Origin of the sequence: Streptomyces sp. NPDC046821 (genome assembly GCF_040645335.1) — a bacterium.
Classification (GTDB): domain Bacteria; phylum Actinomycetota; class Actinomycetes; order Streptomycetales; family Streptomycetaceae; genus Streptomyces.
In genome coordinates this window covers 25,500-48,612 of the sequence record NZ_JBEYYB010000016.1, presented here as the reverse complement: position 1 = coordinate 48,612, position 23,113 = coordinate 25,500, and the positions used below count along the sequence as shown (strand labels likewise).

The window sequence follows — 23,113 nt, the reverse complement described above, 5'->3', positions numbered from 1 at the left end:
CCTCGCGATGCCGCCCGCGCGCCCGTCCCGCCGCCCTATTCTCCGGAGGCTGAAGCCGGGACACGGGGGAGGGAGTCGGCAATGCGGGCGGTTCCGCCTCTGGCTCTCGGGTGCGTCCTGTGCGTGGTCGCGGGCGCCCTCGTGTGCGCCGCCCCCGCCGCCGGCCCGGCAACCCCCTGGCCCGCCGTCGCCTTCCTCGCCGCCCTGTGCGCCGCGTGCGAACACGCGGGCCGTTTAAGGCTGTTCGGGCGGCGCGTGCCGCACGGCATGGGCACCTTCTTCCCCGTCCTGCTCGCCGGCGCGTTCCTCCTGCCGCCCGCCGCGGCCTCCCTCGTCGCCGTACCCGGCGCGCTCCTCGCCACCACCGACCGGCGCCCGGCCGGCCTGCGCCGCGTCTGGCGCGCCGCCCAGCTCGCCCTCGCCACCTGGGCCGCCGCCCGCGTCCACGTCGCGCTCGGCGGCGCCGCGGCGGTGTCGGCGCCCCGCTTCCCGTACGCCCTGGCGCCCGCCGGAGCGGCCGTCCTGGTGTTCTGCGCCGTCCTCGCGCTCCTGGACGGCGCCATCCTCGCCACCGCCGAACGCGTCCCGCCACGCGCCGCCTGGCGCGGCCTCTTCGCGCGGGCCCTCGCCCCGGTCGCCGTGCACGGCCTGGCGGGCCTGATGATGGCCGTCCTGTGGCGCAGCCCGTACGGGCCGCTCGCGGCGCTGCTCGTGCTGTTGCCGATGTACATCTCCTGCTGGGTGTTCGCCCAGTACCACCGCGAGCGCGCCGCCCACCACGAGACGATCCGCGCGCTCGTGCAGGCCGTCGACATCAAGGACGGGTACACGCGCGGCCACAGCGAGCGGGTCGGCCAGGCGTCCATGATGATCGCCCGCGAACTCGGCATGGCGGACGAACGGGCCGAGGTCCTGCGCTTCGCCGGGATCCTGCACGACGTAGGCAAGCTCGGCGTCCCCACCCGCCTCCTGCGCAAGGACGGCCCCCTGACCCCCGAGGAGCGACGCGTCATCGAACTGCACCCCGAGTACGGGCACGAGATCGTGCGCGGGATCGGCTTCCTCGGCGAGGCGCGGGCGGCGATCCTGCACCACCACGAGCGCATGGACGGCAGCGGCTACCCCTACGGGCTCTCCGGGGCGCAGATCCCCGAGTTCGCGCGCGTGGTGGCCGTCGCCGACGCGTTCGACGCGATGACGTCCACCCGGACCTACTCGCGCGCCCGGCCCGTGGACGCCGCCCTCGGGGAGCTCACCCGGTGCGCGGGCACACAGTTCGACCCCGAGATGGTCGGCGCGCTCGTGCGGGCGCTCGGACAGCACGGGTGGCACCCCGTCGTGACGGTGGACGAGGCCGCCCCCGGGCTGCCCGGTCCCCGCTCCGAGCGGCGGGCGGCCCCGCGGTGACGTGGGCGGCGTCCTGCGTGCCGCGCAGCGGAAAAGCGCTCACCACGATCGTGGCGGTCCAGGGCCTCGCTCTCGCGGTCGCCGTCGCCGCGGTCGGCGCCACGATCTGGCACGGCGTCGCGGAACCGGGGACGGCCCTCGCCTTCGGTGTGTTCATCGCCGTCGGTGAGCTCGCCCGCTGGGGGGCACCCGGCGGGGACCGGGAGCCCGCGCCCCTAGGGGCCGCCGGCGCGCTCGCCTACGCCCTCCTCGGGGAGGCGGCGGGCCGGTCCACCCACCACGGAGCGCCCCAGGCCGTCGCCGTCGTTGTCGCGGCCGGGCTCGTCGGCTGCGTGCCGCACCTCGCGCTCGGGCGCGGGCCGTCCGCCGACGACATGGCGCGCCGCGTCCTCACCGTCGCGTTCGCCGCCGTCTGCTTCCAACCTCTGTACGGCCAGGGCCGGTTCAGCGCCTGGCTCGGCGACGGCGCGGCCTACGCCCTGCTGCTCGTCCTGCTCCTCGTACTGACCGCGCTGTGCGACGCCGTACTCGCCGCCGTCCTCATGCACGCCCGGACCGGCTGGCCGTTCGGGCCGCTGCTGCGGGACGAGCTTCGGGCCATGACCGGCATCGGTACGGCGGTGATGGCGACCGGCGCCGTGATGACCCTCGCCGTCGCCGTCGCAGGCCTGTGGGCCCTGCCCGTCTTCTGCCTCCCCCTGCTCCTCACCCAGCTCGCCTTCCGCCGGTACGCCGCCGTGCGGACCACCTACCGGCAGACGATCACCTCGCTGGCCCGCGCCACCGAGATCGCCGGCTACACCCCGCAGGGCCACGCCCTGCGCGTGGCGGCGCTCAGCCGGGCCGTGGGCCGTGAGCTGGGCATCTCCGAACCCGACCTCACCGTCCTGGAGTACGCGGCCCTCATGCACGACATCGGACAGCTGTCCCTCGTCGACCCCGTCGCCGACGGCGCCACCGCCGCCCTGCCCGCCCAGGAACAGCGCAGAATCGCGCTGCTCGGCGGGGCCGTCGTGCGGCAGACGGGCGTGGACGCCGAGGTCGCCGTCGTCGTGGAGCGTCAGGCCGACCCCTTCCGTGAGCAGCCTCTCAGCGCGAGGATCGTGCGTGTGGCCAACGCATACGACGAGATGGCCCGGGGAGAAGGCCCACAAGGCCCCCTCACCGCCCTGGAGAGACTGCGCCTGGCCACCGGGCGCGACTACCAGCCGGATGTGGTGGAATCCCTGGCCAGAGTGGTGTCGAGGGGCGGGGTGACCCTGCCGCCCGCGGGGTAACCCATGGGTAATGAGCGGCCGTCCGGCCGTACGTGGTTGGATGCGAACAAGAGGATGTCCGGGTATTCAGGCCCCCGGCCGTGCTCTCCGGGGAAGGCGCCCCGAGGGCACTGCCCCCCGGACCTACAGGCGGGAATGCAGGCGGGAATCGTGAGGATCTTCGGCAAGGGACGGCATCGGCCCTCCGCCTCATGGCGGCAGGCCACCGATCGCGCGTTCACGCTCATCGGCGACGGCCGGTACGAGGACGCCGGCGCGCTGCTCACCCGGGCCGCCGATCTCGAACCGTGGCTGTCCGAGTCCTGGTTCAATCTCGCGCTGCTGCACAAGTTCCGGCACGACTGGGAGCAGGCGCGGGCCGCGGGACTGCGCGCGGTGGCCCTCCTGGAGCGCGAGTCCGGCGCCCCGGACTGGTGGAACGTCGGCATCGCGGCCACCGCACTGCAGGACTGGCCGCTCGCCCGGCGGGCCTGGCAGGCGTACGGGCTGAAGGTGCCGGGCGGTGCCACCGCCGCCGGGGAGCCGACCGGGATGGATCTGGGGAGCGCCGCCGTGCGGCTGTCGCCGGAGGGCGAGGCCGAGGTGGTGTGGGGGCGCAGGCTCGACCCCGCCCGCATGGAGGTCCTGTCGATCCCGCTGCCGTCCTCCGGCCGCCGCTGGGGCGAGGTCGTCCTGCACGACGGGGTGCCTCACGGGGAGAGGACGACGGCCGCCGGGCACGCGTACCCCGTCTTCGACGAGATCGAGCTGTGGGCGCCCTCGCCGGTGCCCACCTGGGTCGTCCTCCTGGAGGCCGCGACCGAGTCCGACCGGGACGCGCTTGAGCGGCTCGCCTCCGACGCCGGGTTCGCCGCCGAGGACTGGTCGTCCTCCGTGCGGCTGCTGTGCCGGATGTGCTCCGAGTCGCGGATGCCGTCCGACGAGGGCGACGGCGAGCACCTGGACCCGCACGACCACAGCGAGCCCGGCCATCCGGGACCGCTCGGCCACCGCACCGACGGCAACCTGTGGGTGCCCGAGCGTGAGTGCGGTGTCGCGGCGCCCGCGTCGCTCGTGCGGGGGCTGCTCGACGGCTGGGTCGCGGACAGCCCGGACTCCCGGGACTGGCGGGACCTCGAAGAGGTCTGCTGAGCGATCCCCGCGATCCCCGTAGGCTGTACCCCTGATTTTCCCTGGATTTCTCCCGTAGCAGGCACCGGAAGGCGTACGTCGGACATGGCGCAGCAGGACACCGAGCAAGGGCACGCCGGAGTGCTCCCCGTGGACGACGAGGGCTTCGTCATCGACACCGAGGACAACGCCGAGCGCGAGGAGGCCGCCGTCGCGCGCGGCACGTCGCGACCGGTCACCGTCGTCGGCAACCCCGTCCTGCACAAGGAGTGCAAGGACGTCACCGAGTTCGGCGACGAGCTGGCCGCGCTGGTCGACGACATGTTCGCCAGCCAGCGCACCGCGGAGGGCGTCGGCCTCGCCGCCAACCAGATCGGCGTCGACCTCAAGGTCTTCGTCTACGACTGCCCGGACGACGACGGCATGCGGCACACCGGTGTCGTGTGCAACCCCGTGCTCCAGGAGCTGCCCGCGGAACAGCGCCGCCTCGACGACTCGAACGAGGGCTGCCTCTCCGTCCCGACCGCGTACGCGGCGCTCGCCCGCCCCGACTACGCGGTGGTGACCGGGCAGGACGAGAAGGGCAACCCGATCAAGGTGCGCGGCACGGGCTACTTCGCGCGCTGCCTCCAGCACGAGACGGACCACCTGTACGGGTACCTGTACATCGACCGTCTCTCCAAGCGGGAGCGCAAGGACGCCCTGAAGCAGATGGCCGAGGGCACCCCCCGCTACGAGGTCGTGCCCAACGACTGAGCGCCGCGGGCCTGTTGGCCCGGGGCACATGCGTGTGACATGAGCGGCGTCCGGACAGGATCCTCCTGGCCGGGCGCCGCTCGTCTGTGCGGTGCCGACTGCCCGGGGTGGTCAGGTGTGCGAACCGGACCAGCCGCCGATGATCCAAAATCAGTCATCCAAGGGGACTTTTTCGGCGTCTGGGGGTAGTGAGGGGAGCAAATCCGTTCCCAGAACGGTCAGTTGTAGTGCTGAATAGAAAGTGCGGGGATACGCAACGGCGCACGCCCGGCACAGGGAACGGGCGTACGCAACAAGGCGGCTGAGAGGGGTTTGTTCGTGCCTGCTTATTCACACAGCACTTCACGGACTCGGGTGCAGTCACAGACGCAGACAGCGGTCCCACCGGCGCTCGCGCTACCGGTGATCGAGGAGGCGTTTCCTCGCAATCTTCATCCGTATTGGCCGAAGCTTCAGGAGACTACGCGCTCCTGGTTGCTCCACAAACGGCTCATGCCGGCGGACAAGGTGGAGAAATATGCCGATGGCCTGTGCTACACGGACCTCATGGCGGGCTACTACATAGGCGCCCCCGACGAGCTCCTCTCCGCGATTTGTGACTACAGCGCGTGGTTCTTCGTCTGGGACGACCGCCACGACCGCGACGTCATCCACGGCCGGCCCGAAGCCTGGCGGCGCCTCGCCGTCCAGCTGCACGCGGCACTGGACGCACCACAGCTCCATCTGCACCACAAGGACCCGCTGGTGGCCGCCTTCGCCGACAGCATCGTCCGGCTGAACGGCTCCCTCACCCCGAGCTGGAACGCCCGGTTCGCCCGCCACTTCCACGTGGTGATCGACGCGTACGACCAGGAATTCCACAACCGCACCACGGGCACGGTCCCCACGGTCGAGGAATACATCGAGCTGCGGAGGAACACCTTCGCGCACTGGATATGGCTCGACCTCCTGGAGCCGACGGCGCAGTTCGAGCTCCCGGAAAAGGTCCTCGAAAACGCTGAATATCAGCGGGCCGCGCTCGCGTGCCAGGATTTCGCCGCCTGGTACAACGACCTCTGTTCACTGCCCAAGGAACTCGCGGGCGATGAACTCCACAATCTCGGGATCAGCCTCATTCACCACGAGGGGCTTTCGCTCGAAGAGGCCGTCGAAGAAGTCCGCAAGCGGGTCCAGGAATGCATTTCCGAATTCCTGGCGGCCGAGCCTGAAGTGCTCCGAATAGCCGACGAGGCGGCGGACGGCACTTTAGCCGGAGACAGCCTCGCCACGGCACTCAGGTCATGTGTCTCCAATATGCGGAACTGGTTCAGTTCCGTGTACTGGTTCCACCACGAGTCCGGCCGCTATCAGGTCGACACGTGGGACGACCGGGCCACCCCGCCTTACATCAGCGACCAGGACGGTGGCGAATGACAGTCGAATCTGCCGAATCCACGCCGGCCCTCGGCGCGGACCCCGGAGAGCGGCGCACACCGCCCTACGCCGGCGGCGGCGCACCCCTCCTCGGGCACGCCGGGAAGCTCCTGCGCGACCCCCTCGGCTTCGTCGCCTCCCTGCGCGACCACGGCGATCTGGTCCGCCTCAAGCTCGGTCCGAAGACGGCCTACGCGGTGTGCGACCCGGACCTCGTGGCCGCACTCCTCAAGAGCCCCGACTTCATGGTCGGCGGGCCCCTGTGGGAGACCCTCGGCGTCCTCCTGGGCAAGGGAGTGGCGACCAGCAACGGCCCGCTCCACCGGCGCCAGCGGCGCACCATCCAGCCCACGTTCCGCATGGACCGCATCGCCGAGCACGCGACGGTCATGGAGGAGGAGGCGCGCGCCATGGCGGCGCGCTGGAAGCCGGGCGACACGGTCGACATCGGCGCCGAGGTGTTCCGCACCGCGGTCCGCATCGTCGCCCGCTCGGTCCTGCACGTCGACTCCATCGACGAGCGGGCCGACCGGCTCGGCTCCTCGCTGCACACGGTCTTCAGTGGTCTCTACCGGCGCATGGTGCTGTCCGTCGGGCCGTTCTACCGGCTGCCCCTTCCGGCCAACCGGCGATTCGAGCGGGCGCTGGCCGATTTGCATCGGCTCGTGGACGAGATCATTGCGCAGCGGCGCGCTTCCGGCCTCAATCCCGGGGATCTGCTCGCGGCATTGCTCGACGCCCGGGACGAGAATGGCGATTCCGTTTCCGAGCAGGAGGTGCACGACCAGGTCGTCTCGCTCCTCGTCGCCGGTGCGGAGAATGTCGCGTCCACCCTCACGTGGACATTCCACCTCCTCGCCGAACACCCCGAGCAGGAAAGGCGGATGCACGACGAGGTCGAATCGGCGACGGGCGGCCGCCCGGTCGCATTCGCCGACCTCGATGGCCTTATTCATACGCGCAATGTCATCACCGAGGCGATGCGTGTGCGTCCCGGCGTATGGATATTGACGCGGCAGGCCGCCGTCGATACCGAGCTCGGGGGGTATCACATTCCGGCCGGTGCGGACATCGTGTACAGCCCGTTCGCGATGCAGCGCGATCCGCGCTCCTTCCGTGACCATCTGGAGTTCGACCCCGACCGCTGGCTGCCGGAACGCGCCGCGGAAGTCCGCCAGAGCGCGATGATGCCGTTCAGCGTGGGCAACCGTAAATGCCCCGGCGACCACTTCAGCATGGCCGAACTGGCCATCATTCTCGCCACGGTGACGCCCCGTTGGCGACTGGTCCCGACCACCGAAACCGACACGACGGCCAGGATCGGCATCACACTGCAGCCGAAGCGGTCGCTGCTGCGGGTGGAGGAACGGAAGTAGCCGCGCGACCACGGTGCGCGTGGGCGACCACCCACGCGCACCGTGCACCCATGGGCCACGTCGTCCTAGGCGATGGACCGCCCCCGGAAGGTCCGCCGGAACGCATTGGGCGTAGTCCCCAGCGCCTTCATGAACTGATGGCGCATCGCCGCCGCGTTGCCGAAGCCGGTTTGCGCGGCGATTGTTTCCACTGTTTCGTCTGTGCGTTCCAGCAACTCCTGGGCCCGCAGGACCCGTTGGCGGAGAAGCCAGCGGTACGGGGTTGTGCCCGTTTCCTGCTGGAAGCGGCGGGCGAAGGTGCGGGGGGACATGTGGGCGCGGGCCGCGAGGGCCTCGACCGTGAGGGTTTCGTCCAAGTGCCGTTCCATCCAGGCCAGTACGCCTCCGACCGTGTCACAGGGCGTGACCGGCAGGGGGCGTTCCACGTACTGGGCCTGGCCGCCGTCGCGGTGCGGCGGGACCACCATGCGGCGCGCGATCGCGTTGGCGACCTCCGTGCCGTGCTCCTTGCGGACGATGTGCAGACAGGCGTCGATGCCGGCGGCCGAGCCCGCGGAGGTGAAGACGGGGTCCTCGTCCACGTACAGGACGTCGGGGTCGACGTGGGTGCGCGGGTGGCGTACCGCCAGTTCGGCCGCGTACCGCCAGTGGACCGCGCAGCGGCGGCCGTCGAGCAGGCCGGCCGCGCCGAGCGCGAAGACGCCGGAGCAGACGCTGAGCACCCGCGCGCCCCGGTCCACCGCCCGGCGCAGCGCGTCGAGCAGCTCCGGCGGATAGCTGTCGCGCCGGGGCATACCCGGCAGGGCGATCAGGTCGGCCTCGTCGAGCCGGTCGAGCCCGTACGGGGTCGAGACGGTGAACCCGGCGTTCGTGGTGAGCGTCGGCCCCGCGGCGGAGACCACCGCGAAGTCGTAGACCGGCAGGCCCTCGTCACTCCGGTCGAGCCCGAACACCTCGGAGACCACGCCGAGTTCGAAGGGATGCACTTCGTCGAGCAGCACCGCGGCGACGTTTTTCAACATGCTTCCGAGTGTGCCGCAGAGTTGGCAGTAATTCGAGGGTCCATGACAGTCCTGCCACTGCCGCGACTGGCCGCCCGGCGCCAGAGTGGAGGCATGAACACAGCGATGAACTACCTCACCGTCCTGGCCGTCTTCCTCCTCCTCGCCGCCCCGTCGCTGTACGGGATGGCCCACGACCGCCGGATCGACCGCCAGATCCGCGCGGCTCGCGAGGCCGAGGAGCGGCGCTCCGGCTACGACGTGGCAGCCTGACCGGGCCGCCATCCGAAGGCCAGCAGATGGGAACTCGTGACCCTGAGCTCGGGGTGCGGTTCAGCTGTCCGGGCCGCGACCAGAGCCGACCTGAACAGGTCGGACTCCACTGGGACCCGGCGGCCGGTGGCCACTTCGGCGGCCTTCAGGAGAGCTTCTCCCGGACCCTCCACGCCATAAGCGCACACCTCCGCGAGCCCGGACTCTCGTAGTTCCCGCTCCAGGTCCTCCACGCGGTGGAAGTAGGCGCTGGTGAACAGCTTTCCGTCATTGACCCCCTTGGCCAGAACCCTGGCCGTACGGGTCTCGCACTCGTCGAGATGCAGTCGGGCATGGCCCGCATTGTCGAAGAGCGGCGCGAACCGCTGGATCCCCGCGGCCACGACGAGCCCACCGGGCCGCACCACCCGCATCGCCTCCGCCAAGGCCCGCTGCCGGTCGGAGGGTTCGGGAAGGTGGTAGAGCGGGCCGAGCAGCAGGGCGACGTCGTACGAGGAGTCGGCAGCGCTCAGCGCCCGCGCGTCGCCCAGCTCCGCAGAGCACCCCGCCTCAGCGGCCTGCGCCACATGCCGCTCGACGGGGTCGACCAGGTGCACCTGATATCCGTCCGCCGTGAGCCAGCACGCATGTGCGCCCGGGCCGCCGCCCACGTCCAGGACGGAGGCGGGCCCGGCGGGCAGGTGGCGACGTAAGAGCTCTTGTGTGCGGACGAGTTCGAGAACGCCCGGCGCGGAGGCACTCAGCCGGGCGTGCTCGTCGAAGCGCCGGGTGTAGTAGTCGGCTACTTCGGCGGCCAGCCGGGGCGTGTGGGGTGCTGTCATGCCGGATGAGTGTGGCGGGGGAACACCGGCCGCCGCACGCGAATTTCACCGGTCGCGTTGATCGAAGTGGCCTTGAAGGGGCCGGACTTGAAGAACCGCGGTGAGAGTCCGGCTGTTCCCAGCTCCTGCCAGGAACAGCCGAACCCCTCTGGTACCGCTCAGAACTCCTCGTCGAACCCGACCGATCCCTCGACCGCCACCTGGTACGCCGACGGCCGGCGCTCGAAGAAGTTCGTCAGCTCCTGGACGCCCTGGAGCTCCATGAACGAGAACGGGTTCTCCGAGCCGTAGACCGGGGCGAAGCCGAGGCGCTGGAGGCGCTGGTCGGCGACGCACTCCAGGTACTGGCGCATCGAGTCGGTGTTCATGCCGGGCAGGCCGTCACCGCACAGGTCGCGGGCGAACTGCAGCTCGGCGTCTACCGCCTCGCGCAGCATGTCGGTGACCTGGACGCGCAGCTCGTCGTCGAACAGGTCCGGCTCCTCCTTGCGGACCGTGTCGACGACGTCGAACGCGAAGGACATGTGCATCGTCTCGTCCCGGAACACCCAGTTCGTCCCCGTGGCCAAACCGTGGAGCAGGCCGCGGCTGCGGAACCAGTAGACGTAGGCGAACGCACCGTAGAAGAACAGGCCCTCGATGCAGGCCGCGAAGCAGATCAGGTTGAGGAGGAAGCGGCGGCGGTCCGCCTTGGTCTCCAGGCGGTCCAGCTTCTCGACCGAGTCCATCCACTTGAAGCAGAACCCGGCCTTCTCGCGGATGGAGGGGATCTCCTCGACCGCGTCGAACGCGGCGGCGCGGTCCTCCGGGTCGGGCAGGTACGTGTCCAGGAGCGTCAAGTAGAACTGGACGTGCACGGCCTCCTCGAACAGCTGGCGCGAGAGATACAGGCGCGCCTCGGGGGAGTTGATGTGCTTGTAGAGCGTCAGGACCAGGTTGTTCGAGACGATCGAGTCGCCCGTCGCGAAGAACGCGACCAGGCGGCCGATCATGTGCTGCTCGCCCGGCGACAGCTTCGCGAGGTCGGCGACGTCCGAGTGGAGGTCGACCTCCTCGACCGTCCACGTGTTCTTGATCGCGTCCCGGTAGCGCTCGTAGAAGTCCGGGTAGCGCATGGGGCGGAGCGTCAGCTCGAAGCCCGGGTCCAGGAGGTTCTTCTGACGGTCTTCGGTGGTCACTGGCAGGCCTCGCAGGACTCGGGGTTTTCCAGGGAGCAGGCGACCGCGTCGGGGTCGGCGACCTGCTGGACGGGGACGGGCGCCGAGGACGCCGCGCGCGCGATCCGCGTGGCCGGCCGCGAGCGCAGGTAGTACGTCGTCTTCAGGCCCTGCTTCCAGGCGTACGCGTACATCGACGAGAGCTTGCCGATGGTGGGCGTCTCCATGAAGAGGTTCAGGGACTGCGCCTGGTCGAGGAACGGCGTACGGGCCGCCGCCATATCGATGAGGCCGCGCTGCGGGATCTCCCACGCCGTGCGGTACAGGTCGCGCACGTCCTGCGGGACCCAGGTGAAGCCCTGCACCGAGCCGTTGGACTCGCGCAGCGCCTCGCGGGTCTGCGCGTCCCACACGCCGAGCCGCTTCAGCTCCGCCACCAGGTAGGAGTTGACCTGGAGGAACTCGCCGGACAGCGTCTCGCGCTTGAAGAGGTTGGAGACCTGCGGCTCGATGCACTCGTAGACGCCCGCGATGGACGCGATCGTCGCGGTCGGCGCGATCGCGAGGAGCAGCGAGTTACGCATCCCGGTCGCGGCGATCCGCTCCCGCAGCGCCGCCCAGCGCTCAGGCCAGACAGGCTCGACGCCGTAGTGGTCGGGGTGCAGGACACCGCGCGCGGTACGGGTCTTCTCCCACGCGGGGAGCGGTCCGTTGCGCTCGGCCAGGTCGGCGGACGCCTCGTACGCGGCGAGCATGATGCGCTCGGCGATCCGCGTCGACAGGGCGCGGGCCTCGGGGGAGTCGAACGGCAGCTTCAGCTGGAAGAAGACGTCCTGGAGGCCCATCGCGCCCAGGCCCACCGGACGCCACTTGGCGTTGGAGCGGCCGGCCTGCCCGCTCGGGTAGAAGTTGATGTCGACGACGCGGTCGAGGAACGTGACGGCCGTGCGGACGGTCTCGTCGAGGCGCTGCCAGTCGATGTCACCGTCGATCACAAAGGCGCCGAGGTTCACCGAACCCAGGTTGCACACGGCCGTCTCGCCGTCGTCCGTGACCTCCAGGATCTCGGTGCACAGGTTCGACGAGTGGACGACGTTGCCCGGCTCCGCCGTCTGGTTGGCGGTGCGGTTGGCGGCGTCCTTGAAGGTCAGCCAGCCGTTGCCGGTCTGCGCGAGGGTACGCATCATGCGGCCGTACAGGTCCCGCGCGGGGATGGTCTTCCGGGCCTTCCCCTCGGCCTCGGCCTTGCGGTACGCGGCGTCGAACTCGTCGCCCCACAGGTCGACCAGCTCGGGCACGTCGGCCGGCGAGAACAGCGACCACGACTCGTCGGCGTTCACGCGGCGCATGAACTCGTCCGGGATCCAGTGCGCGAGGTTGAGGTTGTGCGTGCGCCGGGCGTCCTCACCGGTGTTGTCCCGCAGCTCCAGGAACTCCTCGATGTCGGAGTGCCAGGTCTCCAGGTAGACGGCCGCGGCGCCCTTGCGCCGGCCGCCCTGGTTCACGGCCGCCACGGACGCGTCGAGGGTCTTGAGGAACGGCACGATGCCGTTGGAGTGCCCGTTCGTGCCCCGGATCAGCGAACCGCGCGAGCGGATACGGGAGTACGAGAGGCCGATGCCGCCCGCGTGCTTCGAGAGGCGGGCCACCTGGTGGTAGCGGTCGTAGATGGAGTCCAGCTCGTCGAGGGGCGAGTCGAGGAGGTAGCAGGACGACATCTGGGGGTGCCGGGTGCCGGAGTTGAAGAGCGTCGGCGACGACGGCAGGTAGTCGAGGCGGCTCATCAGGCCGTACAGGGCGGCCACTTCGTCGAGCGCGCGGACCGACTCGTCCTCGGCGAGACCGCACGCGACGCGGAGCATGAAGTGCTGGGGGGTCTCGACGACCTGGCGGGTGATCGGGTGGCGCAGCAGGTAGCGGCTGTGCAGGGTGCGCAGACCGAAGTAGCCGAAGCGGTCGTCGCCGGCCGGGTCGATCAGGGCGTCGAGCCGCGCGGCGTGGAGCGTCACGAACTCGGCCGTACGGTCCGCGATCAGGCCCTCGCGGTGGCCCACCGCGACCGACTCGGAGAACGACGTGACGCCCTGCGAGGCGGCCTCGGCGGCGACGCTGATCGTCAGGAGCCGGGCGGCGAGCTTCGAGTACGCCGGGTCCTCGGAGATGAGCCCCGCGGCCGCCTCCGTGGCGAGCGAGCGCAGCTCGGCCTCGTCGGCTGCGGCGGACCGGCCGCGCAGCGCGGCGGCGGCGACCCGGCCGGGGTCGGCGTCGGGGAGATCGGCGGTCAGCTCGGTCAGGGTGCGCAGCAGCGCGGTTCCCGGGCTGTCCTCCGACTCGGACTGCGCTGAGGCCGGTTCGGCGGGCGCGATGGTCACGTGGGGCTCTCCCTCGCTCGGCTCTGGGCCTTGGGGGAGGAGGGCACGGGGGCATGGCGGAGCCCGTGTCACCGGCCCACTCCACGAGACCCGGACGTCTGTCACACCCGGGCCGGACGGCTCGGGCGGGGCTGTCGACAGGTCCTCGGACTCACGTATGCGCGCATACGTACACCGTTGCGGGACAGTTCCGGACTTGCACCGGATTCCCCTGCGACGACAGCGAGCACGAGCATACATCTTGTGTTGGCCGTGAAACGCAGCCCCACATCTTGTGTCGACTAGGGTGGCTGCCGAACTGGTGGCCGAGCAGGGGGAGGCGCGGTGCGGGGGCGGGGAACGGGCTGTGCGGCGGTACTGGTGATGCTGCTCGCGGGGTGCGGGAACGGCGGGGACGGGGCGCCCGGCGAGGGCGCGGGGAAGCGGCCTTCCGCGGCCACTGGTGCCGACGGTTCGGTGCCCGGCGCTGACGGCTCAGTGCCCGACGTCGCCGCCTCGGCCCCCGGCGTCGACGGCTCCGCCGACCCCGCAAAGCTCTTCACGGACGCCGAGTTGGGTTCCGCCCTCCTGCCGCCCGAGGCCATCGGCAAGCACGCGAAGGCGAACGAGATCTCCCTCGGCCTCTTCGACCGGCACTTCGGCGGAGGTGACTGGGGCGCGTGCGCGGCCGGCCGGGACGCGCGCGGGGAACTGATCCGCATGACCGGCGCCAGCGCCGAGCGCACCGTCCGCCCCGACCCCGCCGCGACCGGCGACGGCAACCCCTACGTCTTCGAGCGCCTCGTCTCGATGCCGGCCGCGCGGGCCGGCCGGTACCTCGAACTGCGGCGCGCCCTTCACGAGTCGTGCGCCCGCGTCACCGTGGACACCGAGGCCGCTCCGGTCGTTGAACACCACGAGGCCCGTCCCCTCCCCGAGTTGGGCGACGAGGCGTTCCTGGAGACCACACGCACGACGGGCGACGACGAGCACGACGGCACCCCGCACTACGAGGTCGAACTCCGCGTCGGCGGCGTCCTGGTGACGGTCGGAGCGGGCACGGACAGGGCCCTGACGCTCTCCTCCGCCGCCGCGGCGGCCCAGCGGGTCAGGAAGGACCTCTACGGGGGCTCGTGAGCCCTCAGGGCCCCGATACGCAGACGGGCCGCCGGAGGAATCGGGCGGCCCGTCAACGTACTTGGGGGAGTTGGGGAGATCAGTGCCCGCCCGCTCCCGCCGTCGCCTCCGGCAGCGTGTCCATGACGCCCGCGTCGCCCGCGTCCGCCGTGTAGTCGGCCGGCGAGGTCTCGTCGACGCCCTCGGGGGCCTTGAAGGCCTTGAGGAGAACGGTGAGGACGACGGTCACCACGACGTTCAGCACGAACGCGGTGAGGCCGATGTAGCCGATCTCGCCGATGCCCGGGATCTCCTTGGCGCTGCCACCGAAATGCTTCTGCGTCGGCGACGCGACTCCGTACGCGGCGAGCGTGCCGTAGACCATGCCGACCGCCCAGCCGGCGAGCAGCGCCCAGCGGTGGAACCAGCGCGTGAACAGGCCGCCGACGAGCGAGGGCATGGTCTGCAGGATCCAGATGCCGCCCAGGAGCTGGAAGTTGATGGCGACCGTCTTGTCCATGGTGAGGACGAACGCGAGCGCGCCCACCTTCACCAGGAGCGAGACCAGCTTGGAGACCTTGGTCTCCTGCTCGGGGGTCGCGTCCGGCTTCAGGAAGTCCTTGTAGATGTTGCGCGTGAACAGGTTCGCGGCCGCGATGGACATGATGGCCGCAGGGACCAGCGCGCCGATGCCGATGGCCGCGAACGCGACGCCCGTGAACCAGTCCGGGAACATGTTCTCGAAGAGCTGCGGGATCGCCAGCTGACCGTTCTGCACCTTGATCCCGGCCGCGATCGCCATGAAGCCGAGCAGCGCGAGCAGGCCCAGCATCAGGGAGTACAGCGGCAGGATCGTGGTGTTGCGGCGGATCACGTTGCGGCTGCGTGAGGACAGCGTCGCGGTGATCGAGTGCGGATACATGAAGAGCGCGAGCGCGCTGCCCAGGGCGAGCGTCGCGTACGTCCACTGCCCGGCCGGAGCCGGGGCGAGCGCGCCCACCGGCTTGCCCGTCGCGGGATTCGTGGCCGAGAACTTCTCGTTCGCCGCGTGGAAGATGGCGTCGAAGCCGCCCAGCTTGATCGGGATGTAGATGATCGCGACGGCGATGACCAGGTAGATCAGGCCGTCCTTCACGAACGCGATCAGCGCGGGCGCCCGCAGGCCCGACGAGTACGTGTACGCGGCCAGCACGGCGAACGCGATGAGCAGCGGCAGGTCCTTGACGAACCAGTTCGTCGACTCGTCACCGCCGACGCCCATGACGTCGAGGACGGCCTGGATGCCGACGAGCTGGAGCGCGATGTACGGCATCGTGGCGAGGATGCCGGTGACGGCGACCGCCAGGGAAAGTCCCTTGGAACCGAAGCGTCCGCGCACGAAGTCGGAGGTCGTCACGTAGCCGTGCTTGTGCGAGACCGACCACAGACGCGGCAGGAACGTGAAGATCAGCGGGTACACGAGGATCGTGTACGGCACGGCGAAGAAGCCGGCGGCACCGGCCGCGTAGATCGCCGCGGGGACGGCGACGAACGTGTACGCGGTGTAGAGGTCGCCGCCGAGCAGGAACCACGTGACCCAGGTGCCGAACGACCGTCCGCCCAGGCCCCATTCGTCGAGGCTCTGCTCGTTGTCGGACCTGCGCCAGCGCGCGGCCAGGAAGCCCATCACCGTGACGGCGATGAAGAAGAAGATGAAGACGCCGAGCGCGACGCCGTTGACTCCGGTTTTCATGCCTTGCCCCCCGCGTTCCGGGAGCGCTGGTCACGCTGCCAGAGCTTGTACGCGATCATCGTCAGCGCGGTGGAGATGAGCACCCAGAGCATCTGGTACCAGTAGAAGAACGGGATGCCGAGGAAGGCCGGGTCGACCTTCGCGTACGAGCTGACCCAGAGCATCGCCACGAACGGCGCGACGAGGCACAGGGCGATGACCACGCGGACCGGTGTGACCACCGGCCGTCTCACTTCAGGCGCATCCGACATCTTGCGGCTCCCGTCCCCTCGCCGATCTCCGCTTGCTTATCTCACCTTTAACGATCGAAAAATTTAGGGGACGATCTCGCTGTTTGGAAACCCCGTCCGAATAGCGGACATGATCGAGTCGTGTCAAAGGGTGACGTGTCGGTACGTCAGAGGTGCTGGTCCGGCAGGTTCTTCAGCCCGGCGGCCACCTCAGCCCGTGAACCGCCTCAGTCCGTAGGCCTCTTCAGGCGGGCCACGAACTTGTAGCGGTCGCCCCGGTACACCGAGCGCACCCACTCGACGGGCTGGCCCGCGCCGTCGATCGAGTGGCGCGACAGCATCAGCATCGGCAGCCCCACGTCCGTACCGAGCAGACCCGCCTCGCGCGGGGTGGCGAGTGACGTCTCGATGGTCTCCTCGGCCTCGGCCAGGCGTACGTCGTAGACCTCGGCCAGCGCCGTGTAGAGGGACGTGTACTTGACGAGCGAGCGGCGCAGCGCCGGGAAGCGCTTGGCCGACAGATGCGTCGTCTCGATGGCCATCGGCTCACCGCTCGCGAGACGCAGCCGCTCGATGCGCAGCACCCTGCCGCCCGTACTGATGTCGAGGAGCCCGGCGAGGGTGTCGTCCGCCGTGACATAGCCGATGTCCAGGAGCTGGGACGTGGGTTCCAGGCCCTGGGCGCGCATGTCCTCGGTGTACGAGGTCAGTTGCAGCGCCTGCGAGACCTTGGGCTTGGCGACGAACGTGCCCTTGCCCTGGATGCGCTCCAGGCGGCCCTCGACGACCAGCTCCTGGAGGGCCTGGCGCACGGTCGTGCGGGAGGTGTCGAACTCTGCGGCGAGGGTGCGCTCGGGCGGGACCGGGGTGCCCGGGGGCAGCGTCTCGGTCATGTCCAGCAAGTGCCTCTTCAGGCGGTAGTACTTGGGCACGCGCGCGGTGCGGCCCGCTGCCGGTGTCTCCGCCGTCGTGGCGCCGCCGGCGTCGGTTCCGCCGCTTCCCGCATGGGTGCCCATGATCTGCCTTCCCGGCTCCTGTGGTGCTGCCGTCACCGGCACCTCCGTCTGTTCGCGGGTCACATCGTGGCACGGCCCTGCCCAGGAGGGTCGTGCTGCCTCAGGTGTCGGTCCGATAACGGACGCCGAAGCCCTTCTTGCGCACCCTTGACACCCCTAAAGGTCTAGGCCAAGCTCCCCGTACTGGTCTACACCATTAAAGACCAGGTCCCAGTCCCACGTGCAGTACCGCGTCGAGTTCGTTCTGTTCGTCGTATGCGTCGTTGTGGGCGGGCGGTTGCTTTCATCCCTGAGGAGGGTGACGTGAAGCGCAAGCTCATTGCGGCCATCGGTGTCGCGGGCATGGTGGTCTCGATCGCGGCGTGCGGCGGCGGTGGCGGCGGCGCCAAGAGCGACAGTGGCGGCAAGGTGGGGCCCGACGGGTACAAGGGGCAGACGCTCACGGTGTGGGCCATGGACGGCTCGACGCCGGACACCTGGCAGAAGGACGTGACGGCGGCCTTCGAGAAGAAGACCGGCGCGAAGCTGAAGTTCGAGGTCCAGCAGTGGAACGGCATCCAGCAGAAGCTCACCACCGCCCTCTCCGAGCAGAACCCGCCGGACGTCTTCGAGGTCGGCAACACCCAGACCCCCGCCTACGCCAAGACCGGCGGCCTCGCCGACCTCGGTGACCTCAAGTCGTCGATCGGCGCCGACTGGGCCGAGTCGATGAACAAGTCCGCAGTCTCGGACGGCAAGCAGTACGCCGCCCCCTGGTTCGTGGTGAACCGCGTCGTCATCTACAACAAGAAGATCTGGGCCGACGCCGGCATCAAGGACACCCCCAAGACGCGCGACGAGTTCTACAAGGACCTCCAGACCATCGGCAAGAAGACCGGCGCCGAGCCGCTCTACCTGCCCGGCCAGAACTGGTACCACTTCGTCGGCCTGACCATCGGTGAGGGCGCCGAACTCGTCAAGAAGGACGGCGACAAGTACGTCTCCAACCTCGCCGACCCCAAGGTCGCCGCCGCCATGGAGACGTACAAGAAGTTCCAGGCGCTCTCCAAGGCCCCCAAGGACAAGGACGAGGCGACCCCGCAGCAGGCCGAGGTCTTCGCCAAGGGCAGGACCGGCGCCTTCATCGGCATGGGCTGGGAGTCCGCGCTCGCCGTCAAGGCCAACCCGAAGATCGAGAAGGAGATCGGCTACTTCACGATCCCGGGCGCCACGGCGGACAAGCCCGAGGGTGTCTTCCTCGGCGGCTCCAACCTCGCCGTGGCCGCGGGCAGCAAGAAGCAGGACCTCGCCAAGGAGTTCCTGAAGATCGCGCTCTCCGACAAGTTCGAGGGACAGCTTGCCAAGGAAGGCGGCGTGATCCCCAATAAGGCGGCGCTGCAGTCCAACCTCAAGGGCAACGCGGCCGCCGAAGCCGCCGCCCCGGCCGCCGCGGGCGGTGGCACCACGCCGCTGATCCCCGAGTGGGCCCCGGTCGAGAACGCGCCCAACCCGATCAAGACCTATATGACCGCCGTGCTGAAGGGGAAGTCCCCGGCCGCCGCCGCCCAGCAGGTCCAGGCCGAGTTCGACAAGCGCCTCTCGCAGAAGCAGTAGCAGCAGCCCTGAACAGAGGCAGTACGTCGTAGCGGTACGTGGCAACAGGCCCCGCCGGGACCGGAGAAGAGATGGCGAGCATGACCGTGCAGACCGAACGGCCGCCCTCCGGCCCGGCGGCGGCCACCCCGAAGACGGCCGGCGGGGGCCCCGCGAAACCGAGCGCACGGGCCGGGGCGCTCGCGCCCTACTTGTTGCTGCTCCCCGCCGTCGCCGTCACGGTGCTGCTGCTCGGCTGGCCGCTGCTCAAGGACGCGCTGCTGTCGTTCCAGAACCTCAACATGGGGCAGCTGATCCAGCACGTCACCGAGTGGAACGGCTTCGCCAACTACCAGGAGACGCTGACCAGTTCGGACTTCTGGCGGGTGACCGGACGCTCCATCGTCTTCACCCTCACCAACGCCCTGCTGACCATGGCCCTCGGCACCCTCGTCGGCCTGCTGCTCGCCCGGCTCGGCAAGCGGATGCGCGTACTCCTCCTGATCGGGCTCGTCCTCGCCTGGGCGATGCCGGTCGTCGCCGCGACCACGGTCTACCAGTGGCTGTTCGCGGAGCGCTTCGGAGTCGTCAACTGGGTTCTGGACAGGCTGGGTTGGCACTCCATGGCCGACTACAGCTGGACCGGCAGCCAGATGTCGACGTTCTTCGTCGTCACCTTGCTCATCGTCTGGCAGTCGATCCCGTTCGTCGCGATCAACACCTACGCCGCGACGACCACCATCCCCAAGGAGCTGTACGAAGCCGCGTCCCTCGACGGCGCCGGCCCCTGGAAGAGCTTCCTCTCGGTCACCCTGCCCTACTTGAAGCCGTTCCTCCTCGCTACCACGTTCCTGGAGGTCATCTGGGTCTTCAAGGCGTTCGTCCAGGTCTTCACCATCAACGGCGGCGGCCCCGACCGCCTCACCGAGATCCTGCCCGTGTACGCGTACATCGAGGGCGTCGGCAACCAGCACTACGGCATGGGCGCCGCGATCGCCGTCCTGACCATCCTGATCCTGCTCGCGCTGACCTCCTACTACCTGCGCATCGTGCTCAAGCAAGAGGAGGACGAGCTGTGAAGCGCTCACTCTTCGGCCGCGCCTGGCCCAATGTGACGGCCGTGATCCTGTTCGCCGGCTTCGTCTTCCCCGTCTACTGGATGTTCGCCACGGCCCTCAAGCCGACCGGCGACATCATCAGTGAGAACCCCGTCTGGTTCCCCACCGACATCACGTTCGAGCACTTCAGGACGGCGGTCGGCGCCGACCACTTCTGGACGCTGGTCCGCAACTCGGTCACCGTCACCGTGCTCGCCGTCCTGTTCTCCCTTGTCATCGGGCTCGCCGCGTCGTTCGCCCTGGCGCGGATGCGGTTCAAGGGCCGCCGCGGCTTCGTGATCGGCTTCATGCTGGCCCAGATGGCGCCCTGGGAGGTCATGGTCATCGCGATCTACATGATCGTGCGCGACGCGTCGATGCTGAACAGCCTCGTCCCGTTGACGCTCTTCTACATGGTGATGATCCTGCCCTTCACCCTCCTCACGCTGCGCGGCTTCGTCGCCGCCGTGCCCAGGGAGCTGGAGGAGTCCGCGATGGTCGACGGCTGCACCCGGATGCAGGCCTTCCGCAAGGTCATCCTGCCGCTGCTCGCACCAGGCCTCATGTCGACCTCGCTGTTCGGATTCATCACCGCCTGGAACGAGTTCCCGATGGTCCTCGTTCTCAACAAGGCGCCCGAGGCGCAGACGCTGCCGCTGTGGCTCTCCAGCTTCCAGACCGCCTTCGGCGACGACTGGGGTGCGACCATGGCGGCGTCCTCCCTCTTCGCGATCCCCATCCTGATCCTCTTCGTCTTCCTGCAACGCAGGGCCGTCAGCGGCCTCACCGACGGCGCCGTGAAGGGATAACACCCCAGATGACGACACTCACCGCACGCGGCTCCGACACCCTCACCCGCGACGCGCTCACCGTTCTGCAGCCCGGCTTCACCGGCACCTCCGCCCCCGGCTGGCTGCTGCGCCGCCTCGGCGAGGGCCTCGCCTCCGTCGGCCTGTTCGGCCGCAACATCGTTTCGCCCGAGCAACTGGCGCTCCTGACCGCTCAGTTGCGCGCCGAGCGCCCCGACGTCCTGGTCGCCATCGACGAGGAGGGCGGCGACGTCACCCGCCTCGAAGTGCGTACGGGCTCCTCCTTCCCCGGCAACCACGCGCTCGGCGCGGTCGACGACACCGAGCTGACCCGGGCCGTCGCCGCCGAACTCGGCAGCCGCCTCGCGGAGTGCGGCGTCAACCTCAACTGGGCGCCGTCCGCCGACGTCAACTCCAACCCGGACAACCCCGTCATCGGTGTCCGCTCCTTCGGCGCCGACACCGCGCTCGTGTCCCGGCACACCGCCGCGTACGTATCCGGGCTCCAGTCGGCCGGCGTCGCCGCCTGCACCAAGCACTTCCCCGGCCACGGCGACACCGCGGTCGACTCCCACCACGACCTGCCCCGCATCGACGTCAGCCTCGACGTGCTGCACGCGCGGGAACTCGCTCCGTTCCGGGCGGCCATCGAGGCGGGCACGCGCGCGGTGATGAGCGCCCACATCCTCGTCCCCGCCCTGGACCCGGACCGCCCGGCCACCCTCTCGCACCGCATCCTGACCGGCCTGCTCCGCGAGGAACTGGGTTACGAGGGCCTGATCGTCACCGACGGCATGGAGATGCGGGCCATCTCCGGCACGTACGGCATCGAACGCGGCAGCGTCCTGGCCATCGCGGCCGGCGCCGACGCGATCTGTGTCGGCGGGGGACTCGCCGACGACCTCACGGTCCGGCGGCTGCGCGACGCGCTCGTGATGGCGGTGCGCGCGGGCGAACTGCCGGAGGAGCGTCTCGCCGACGCGGCCGCGCGCGTACGGGCGCTCGCCGCATGGACTTCGGTGCCGGGCGCGGCTGAGCACTCGGGGGGCGCGCCCGGCACCGAGATCGGCCTGGTCGCGGCCCGCCGCGCGGTCACCGTCACGCGCGGCGCCCCCTCGACCCCGCTGACCGAGTCGCCGTACGTCGCCGCGTTCACGCCGATGGCCAACATCGCGGTCGGCGACGAGACCCCATGGGGCGTGGCCGCCGAACTCCGACGCCTGCTCCCCGGCACAGAGACGGGCAGCTTCACGGGAGACGACGCGGGTGCCGCGGCGCTGGAGGCGGCGGGGGAGAGACGCGTGGTCGCGGTGGTCCGAGACGCCCACCGCCACGAGTGGATGACCCGAGCACTGACAACGCTCATCGCCGCCCGCCCCGACACCATCGTCGTAGAAATGGGCGTACCCCAGTCCCCACCCCAGGGCGCCCTCCACGTGGCAACCCACGGAGCGGCCCGCGTATGCGGCCTGGCAGCAGCAGAGGTAATCGTCACGGGCTGAATCCCGCGCCCCTGAAAGGGGCGCGGGGAACTGCGCGACAAGCCACGACGGACCGGCAGTCGACAACGGGCGGGGGAGCGCCCCTTCAGGGGCGCGGGGAACTGCGCAAAACGCCCGCCCCCTACAACCCCTGCCAAGCCGGCTTATTGGCATACGTATGCCGGAAGTAGTCAATCAACTTCAACTTCGACGCCGCCCCCTCGTCGACGACAACCGTCGCGTGCGGATGCAACTGCAAGGCAGACGCCGGCACCACAGAAGCCACCGGCCCCTCGACGGTCGCCGCCACCGCGTCCGCCTTCCCCTCACCCGTGGCGAGCAGCACCAGATGCCGGGCCTCGAGAATCGTGCCGATCCCCTGCGTGATCACATGCCGCGGCACCTGACCGAGATCCCCGTCGAAGAACCGCGCGTTGTCCGCGATCGTCTGCTCCGTCAGCGTCTTGATCCGCGTACGGGACGCGATCGACGAACACGGCTCGTTGAACCCGATGTGCCCGTCCGTCCCGATCCCGAGCAGCTGCAGATCGACCCCACCGGCCGCAGCGAGCGCCTCGTCGTAGGCGACGCACGCCGCCTCCACATCCTCGGCACTGCCGTCCGGGCCCATGAAAGACCCCTCGCTCAGCCCGAGCGGCTCGACGACCTCACGCAGCACGGTCGCGCGGTACGACTCGGGGTGCCCGGTCGGCAGACCCACGTACTCGTCGAGCTGCGCGATCCGCGCCTTCGAGGCGTCGACCTCCCCGCCACGGACCTTGGCCGCCAGGGCCTCGTAGATGGGCAGCGGGGTCGAGCCGGTGGCCACACCGAGCAGCGCGTCGGGCTTGCGTCGCAGCAGCCGGGCCATCGCCTCGGCGATGAGCTCGCCGCCTGCCTTCGCGTCCGGGACGATCACAACTTCCACGCTGGGCCTGCCGATCGGGTCGAGGATGTGATGCCACGCATGTGGTATAGACCAATCTAGCAGAGGCGGCCCGGCCGGTCACGGGGCGTACGGGCCCGCTTTCCCATGCTCGACGCTCCGCGCCCGCACGGCACCTCGAACCGCCTGACGCCGACCCGACCGCTCTGGCAGGCTGTGATGAGAGGCGCTT

General features: G+C 70.0%; 20 protein-coding genes and 1 riboswitch. Of the genes, 12 read left to right on the top strand and 8 right to left on the bottom strand.

Annotated elements, in window-relative coordinates; all coding sequences use genetic code 11:
• The first annotated feature begins 81 nt into the window (after nt 1–81).
• The 6 genes from ABZ893_RS29955 (at nt 82) to ABZ893_RS29930 (ending at nt 7,339) form a co-directional block, all read left to right on the top strand.
• Nucleotides 82–1,407, top strand: a complete 1,326-nt coding sequence (locus ABZ893_RS29955) for an HD-GYP domain-containing protein (RefSeq protein ID WP_361409841.1) — start codon at nt 82–84, stop codon at nt 1,405–1,407.
• 17 nt (nt 1,408–1,424) lie between these two features.
• Nucleotides 1,425–2,684 carry an HD domain-containing protein gene (locus ABZ893_RS29950; RefSeq protein WP_361409838.1) on the top strand — a complete coding sequence of 420 codons (1,260 nt, stop codon included), beginning with the start codon at nt 1,425–1,427 and terminating at the stop codon, nt 2,682–2,684.
• 150 nt (nt 2,685–2,834) lie between these two features.
• Nucleotides 2,835–3,815 (top strand): hypothetical protein, encoded by a 981-nt coding sequence (locus tag ABZ893_RS29945; RefSeq protein ID WP_361409835.1) that lies wholly within the window; start codon nt 2,835–2,837, stop codon nt 3,813–3,815.
• A gap of 84 nt (nt 3,816–3,899) precedes the next feature.
• On the top strand, nt 3,900–4,550 hold the full coding sequence (gene def / locus ABZ893_RS29940; protein ID WP_361409832.1) for a peptide deformylase: 651 nt from the start codon (nt 3,900–3,902) through the stop codon (nt 4,548–4,550).
• Between the two features lie 318 nt (nt 4,551–4,868).
• Nucleotides 4,869–5,963 (top strand): epi-isozizaene synthase, encoded by a 1,095-nt coding sequence (cyc1, locus tag ABZ893_RS29935; RefSeq protein ID WP_361410204.1) that lies wholly within the window; start codon nt 4,869–4,871, stop codon nt 5,961–5,963.
• Nucleotides 5,960–7,339: a cytochrome P450 gene (locus ABZ893_RS29930; RefSeq protein WP_361409829.1), complete on the top strand. Its 1,380-nt coding sequence runs from the start codon at nt 5,960–5,962 to the stop codon at nt 7,337–7,339. The genes cyc1 and ABZ893_RS29930 overlap by 4 nt, the downstream gene beginning before the upstream one ends.
• Before the next feature lie 65 nt (nt 7,340–7,404).
• Here ABZ893_RS29930 and ABZ893_RS29925 read toward each other — a convergent pair whose 3' ends face one another.
• Nucleotides 7,405–8,361, bottom strand: a complete 957-nt coding sequence (locus tag ABZ893_RS29925; protein WP_361409826.1) for a helix-turn-helix domain-containing protein — start codon at nt 8,359–8,361, stop codon at nt 7,405–7,407.
• 93 nt (nt 8,362–8,454) lie between these two features.
• Here ABZ893_RS29925 and ABZ893_RS29920 point away from each other — a divergent pair, with 93 nt between their 5' ends.
• Complete coding sequence (locus ABZ893_RS29920) at nt 8,455–8,613, top strand: hypothetical protein (RefSeq protein WP_361409823.1); 159 nt, start codon at nt 8,455–8,457, stop codon at nt 8,611–8,613.
• Here the strand turns inward: ABZ893_RS29920 and ABZ893_RS29915 are convergent.
• From ABZ893_RS29915 to ABZ893_RS29905, 3 genes are all read right to left on the bottom strand, one after another.
• Nucleotides 8,595–9,434 carry a class I SAM-dependent methyltransferase gene (locus ABZ893_RS29915; RefSeq protein ID WP_361409820.1) on the bottom strand — a complete coding sequence of 280 codons (840 nt, stop codon included), beginning with the start codon at nt 9,432–9,434 and terminating at the stop codon, nt 8,595–8,597. The genes ABZ893_RS29920 and ABZ893_RS29915 overlap by 19 nt on opposite strands.
• 158 nt (nt 9,435–9,592) lie before the next feature.
• On the bottom strand, nt 9,593–10,612 hold the full coding sequence (locus tag ABZ893_RS29910; protein ID WP_361409817.1) for a ribonucleotide-diphosphate reductase subunit beta: 1,020 nt from the start codon (nt 10,610–10,612) through the stop codon (nt 9,593–9,595).
• Entirely contained in the window at nt 10,609–12,963 is a 2,355-nt protein-coding gene (locus tag ABZ893_RS29905; protein ID WP_361409814.1) for a ribonucleoside-diphosphate reductase subunit alpha, read from the bottom strand. The genes ABZ893_RS29910 and ABZ893_RS29905 overlap by 4 nt, the downstream gene beginning before the upstream one ends.
• Before the next feature lie 118 nt (nt 12,964–13,081).
• A riboswitch (cobalamin riboswitch) is annotated at nt 13,082–13,216 on the bottom strand.
• 71 nt (nt 13,217–13,287) lie between these two features.
• On the opposite strand from ABZ893_RS29905, the gene ABZ893_RS29900 reads away from it, so the two are divergent.
• On the top strand, nt 13,288–14,079 hold the full coding sequence (locus tag ABZ893_RS29900; RefSeq protein WP_361409811.1) for a hypothetical protein: 792 nt from the start codon (nt 13,288–13,290) through the stop codon (nt 14,077–14,079).
• Between the two features lie 79 nt (nt 14,080–14,158).
• On the opposite strand, the gene mctP is transcribed toward ABZ893_RS29900, so the two are convergent.
• The 3 genes from mctP to ABZ893_RS29885 all read right to left on the bottom strand — a co-directional run bounded on the left by mctP (nt 14,159) and on the right by ABZ893_RS29885 (nt 17,036).
• Nucleotides 14,159–15,790 carry a monocarboxylate uptake permease MctP gene (gene mctP, locus ABZ893_RS29895; protein ID WP_361409808.1) on the bottom strand — a complete coding sequence of 544 codons (1,632 nt, stop codon included), beginning with the start codon at nt 15,788–15,790 and terminating at the stop codon, nt 14,159–14,161.
• A complete protein-coding gene (locus ABZ893_RS29890) occupies nt 15,787–16,041 on the bottom strand; it encodes a DUF3311 domain-containing protein (RefSeq protein WP_361409805.1) in 255 nt (84 codons plus the stop codon). Before ABZ893_RS29890 ends, mctP begins: the two co-directional genes overlap by 4 nt.
• Nucleotides 16,042–16,247: 206 nt before the next feature.
• Nucleotides 16,248–17,036 carry a GntR family transcriptional regulator gene (locus ABZ893_RS29885; RefSeq protein ID WP_361410201.1) on the bottom strand — a complete coding sequence of 263 codons (789 nt, stop codon included), beginning with the start codon at nt 17,034–17,036 and terminating at the stop codon, nt 16,248–16,250.
• 303 nt (nt 17,037–17,339) lie between these two features.
• On the opposite strand from ABZ893_RS29885, the gene ABZ893_RS29880 reads away from it, so the two are divergent.
• From ABZ893_RS29880 to ABZ893_RS29865, 4 genes are all read left to right on the top strand, one after another.
• Nucleotides 17,340–18,629, top strand: a complete 1,290-nt coding sequence (locus ABZ893_RS29880; RefSeq protein ID WP_361409802.1) for an extracellular solute-binding protein — start codon at nt 17,340–17,342, stop codon at nt 18,627–18,629.
• A gap of 80 nt (nt 18,630–18,709) precedes the next feature.
• Nucleotides 18,710–19,687 carry a sugar ABC transporter permease gene (locus ABZ893_RS29875; RefSeq protein ID WP_361409799.1) on the top strand — a complete coding sequence of 326 codons (978 nt, stop codon included), beginning with the start codon at nt 18,710–18,712 and terminating at the stop codon, nt 19,685–19,687.
• Entirely contained in the window at nt 19,684–20,514 is an 831-nt protein-coding gene (locus ABZ893_RS29870) for a carbohydrate ABC transporter permease (protein ID WP_361409796.1), read from the top strand. Before ABZ893_RS29875 ends, ABZ893_RS29870 begins: the two co-directional genes overlap by 4 nt.
• Nucleotides 20,515–20,522: 8 nt before the next feature.
• Nucleotides 20,523–22,016, top strand: coding sequence for a glycoside hydrolase family 3 N-terminal domain-containing protein (locus ABZ893_RS29865; RefSeq protein WP_361409793.1), 1,494 nt, complete (start codon nt 20,523–20,525; stop codon nt 22,014–22,016).
• A gap of 121 nt (nt 22,017–22,137) precedes the next feature.
• Here ABZ893_RS29865 and nagB read toward each other — a convergent pair whose 3' ends face one another.
• Entirely contained in the window at nt 22,138–22,923 is a 786-nt protein-coding gene (gene nagB / locus ABZ893_RS29860; protein ID WP_361409790.1) for a glucosamine-6-phosphate deaminase, read from the bottom strand.
• Nucleotides 22,924–23,113 lie beyond the last annotated feature (190 nt).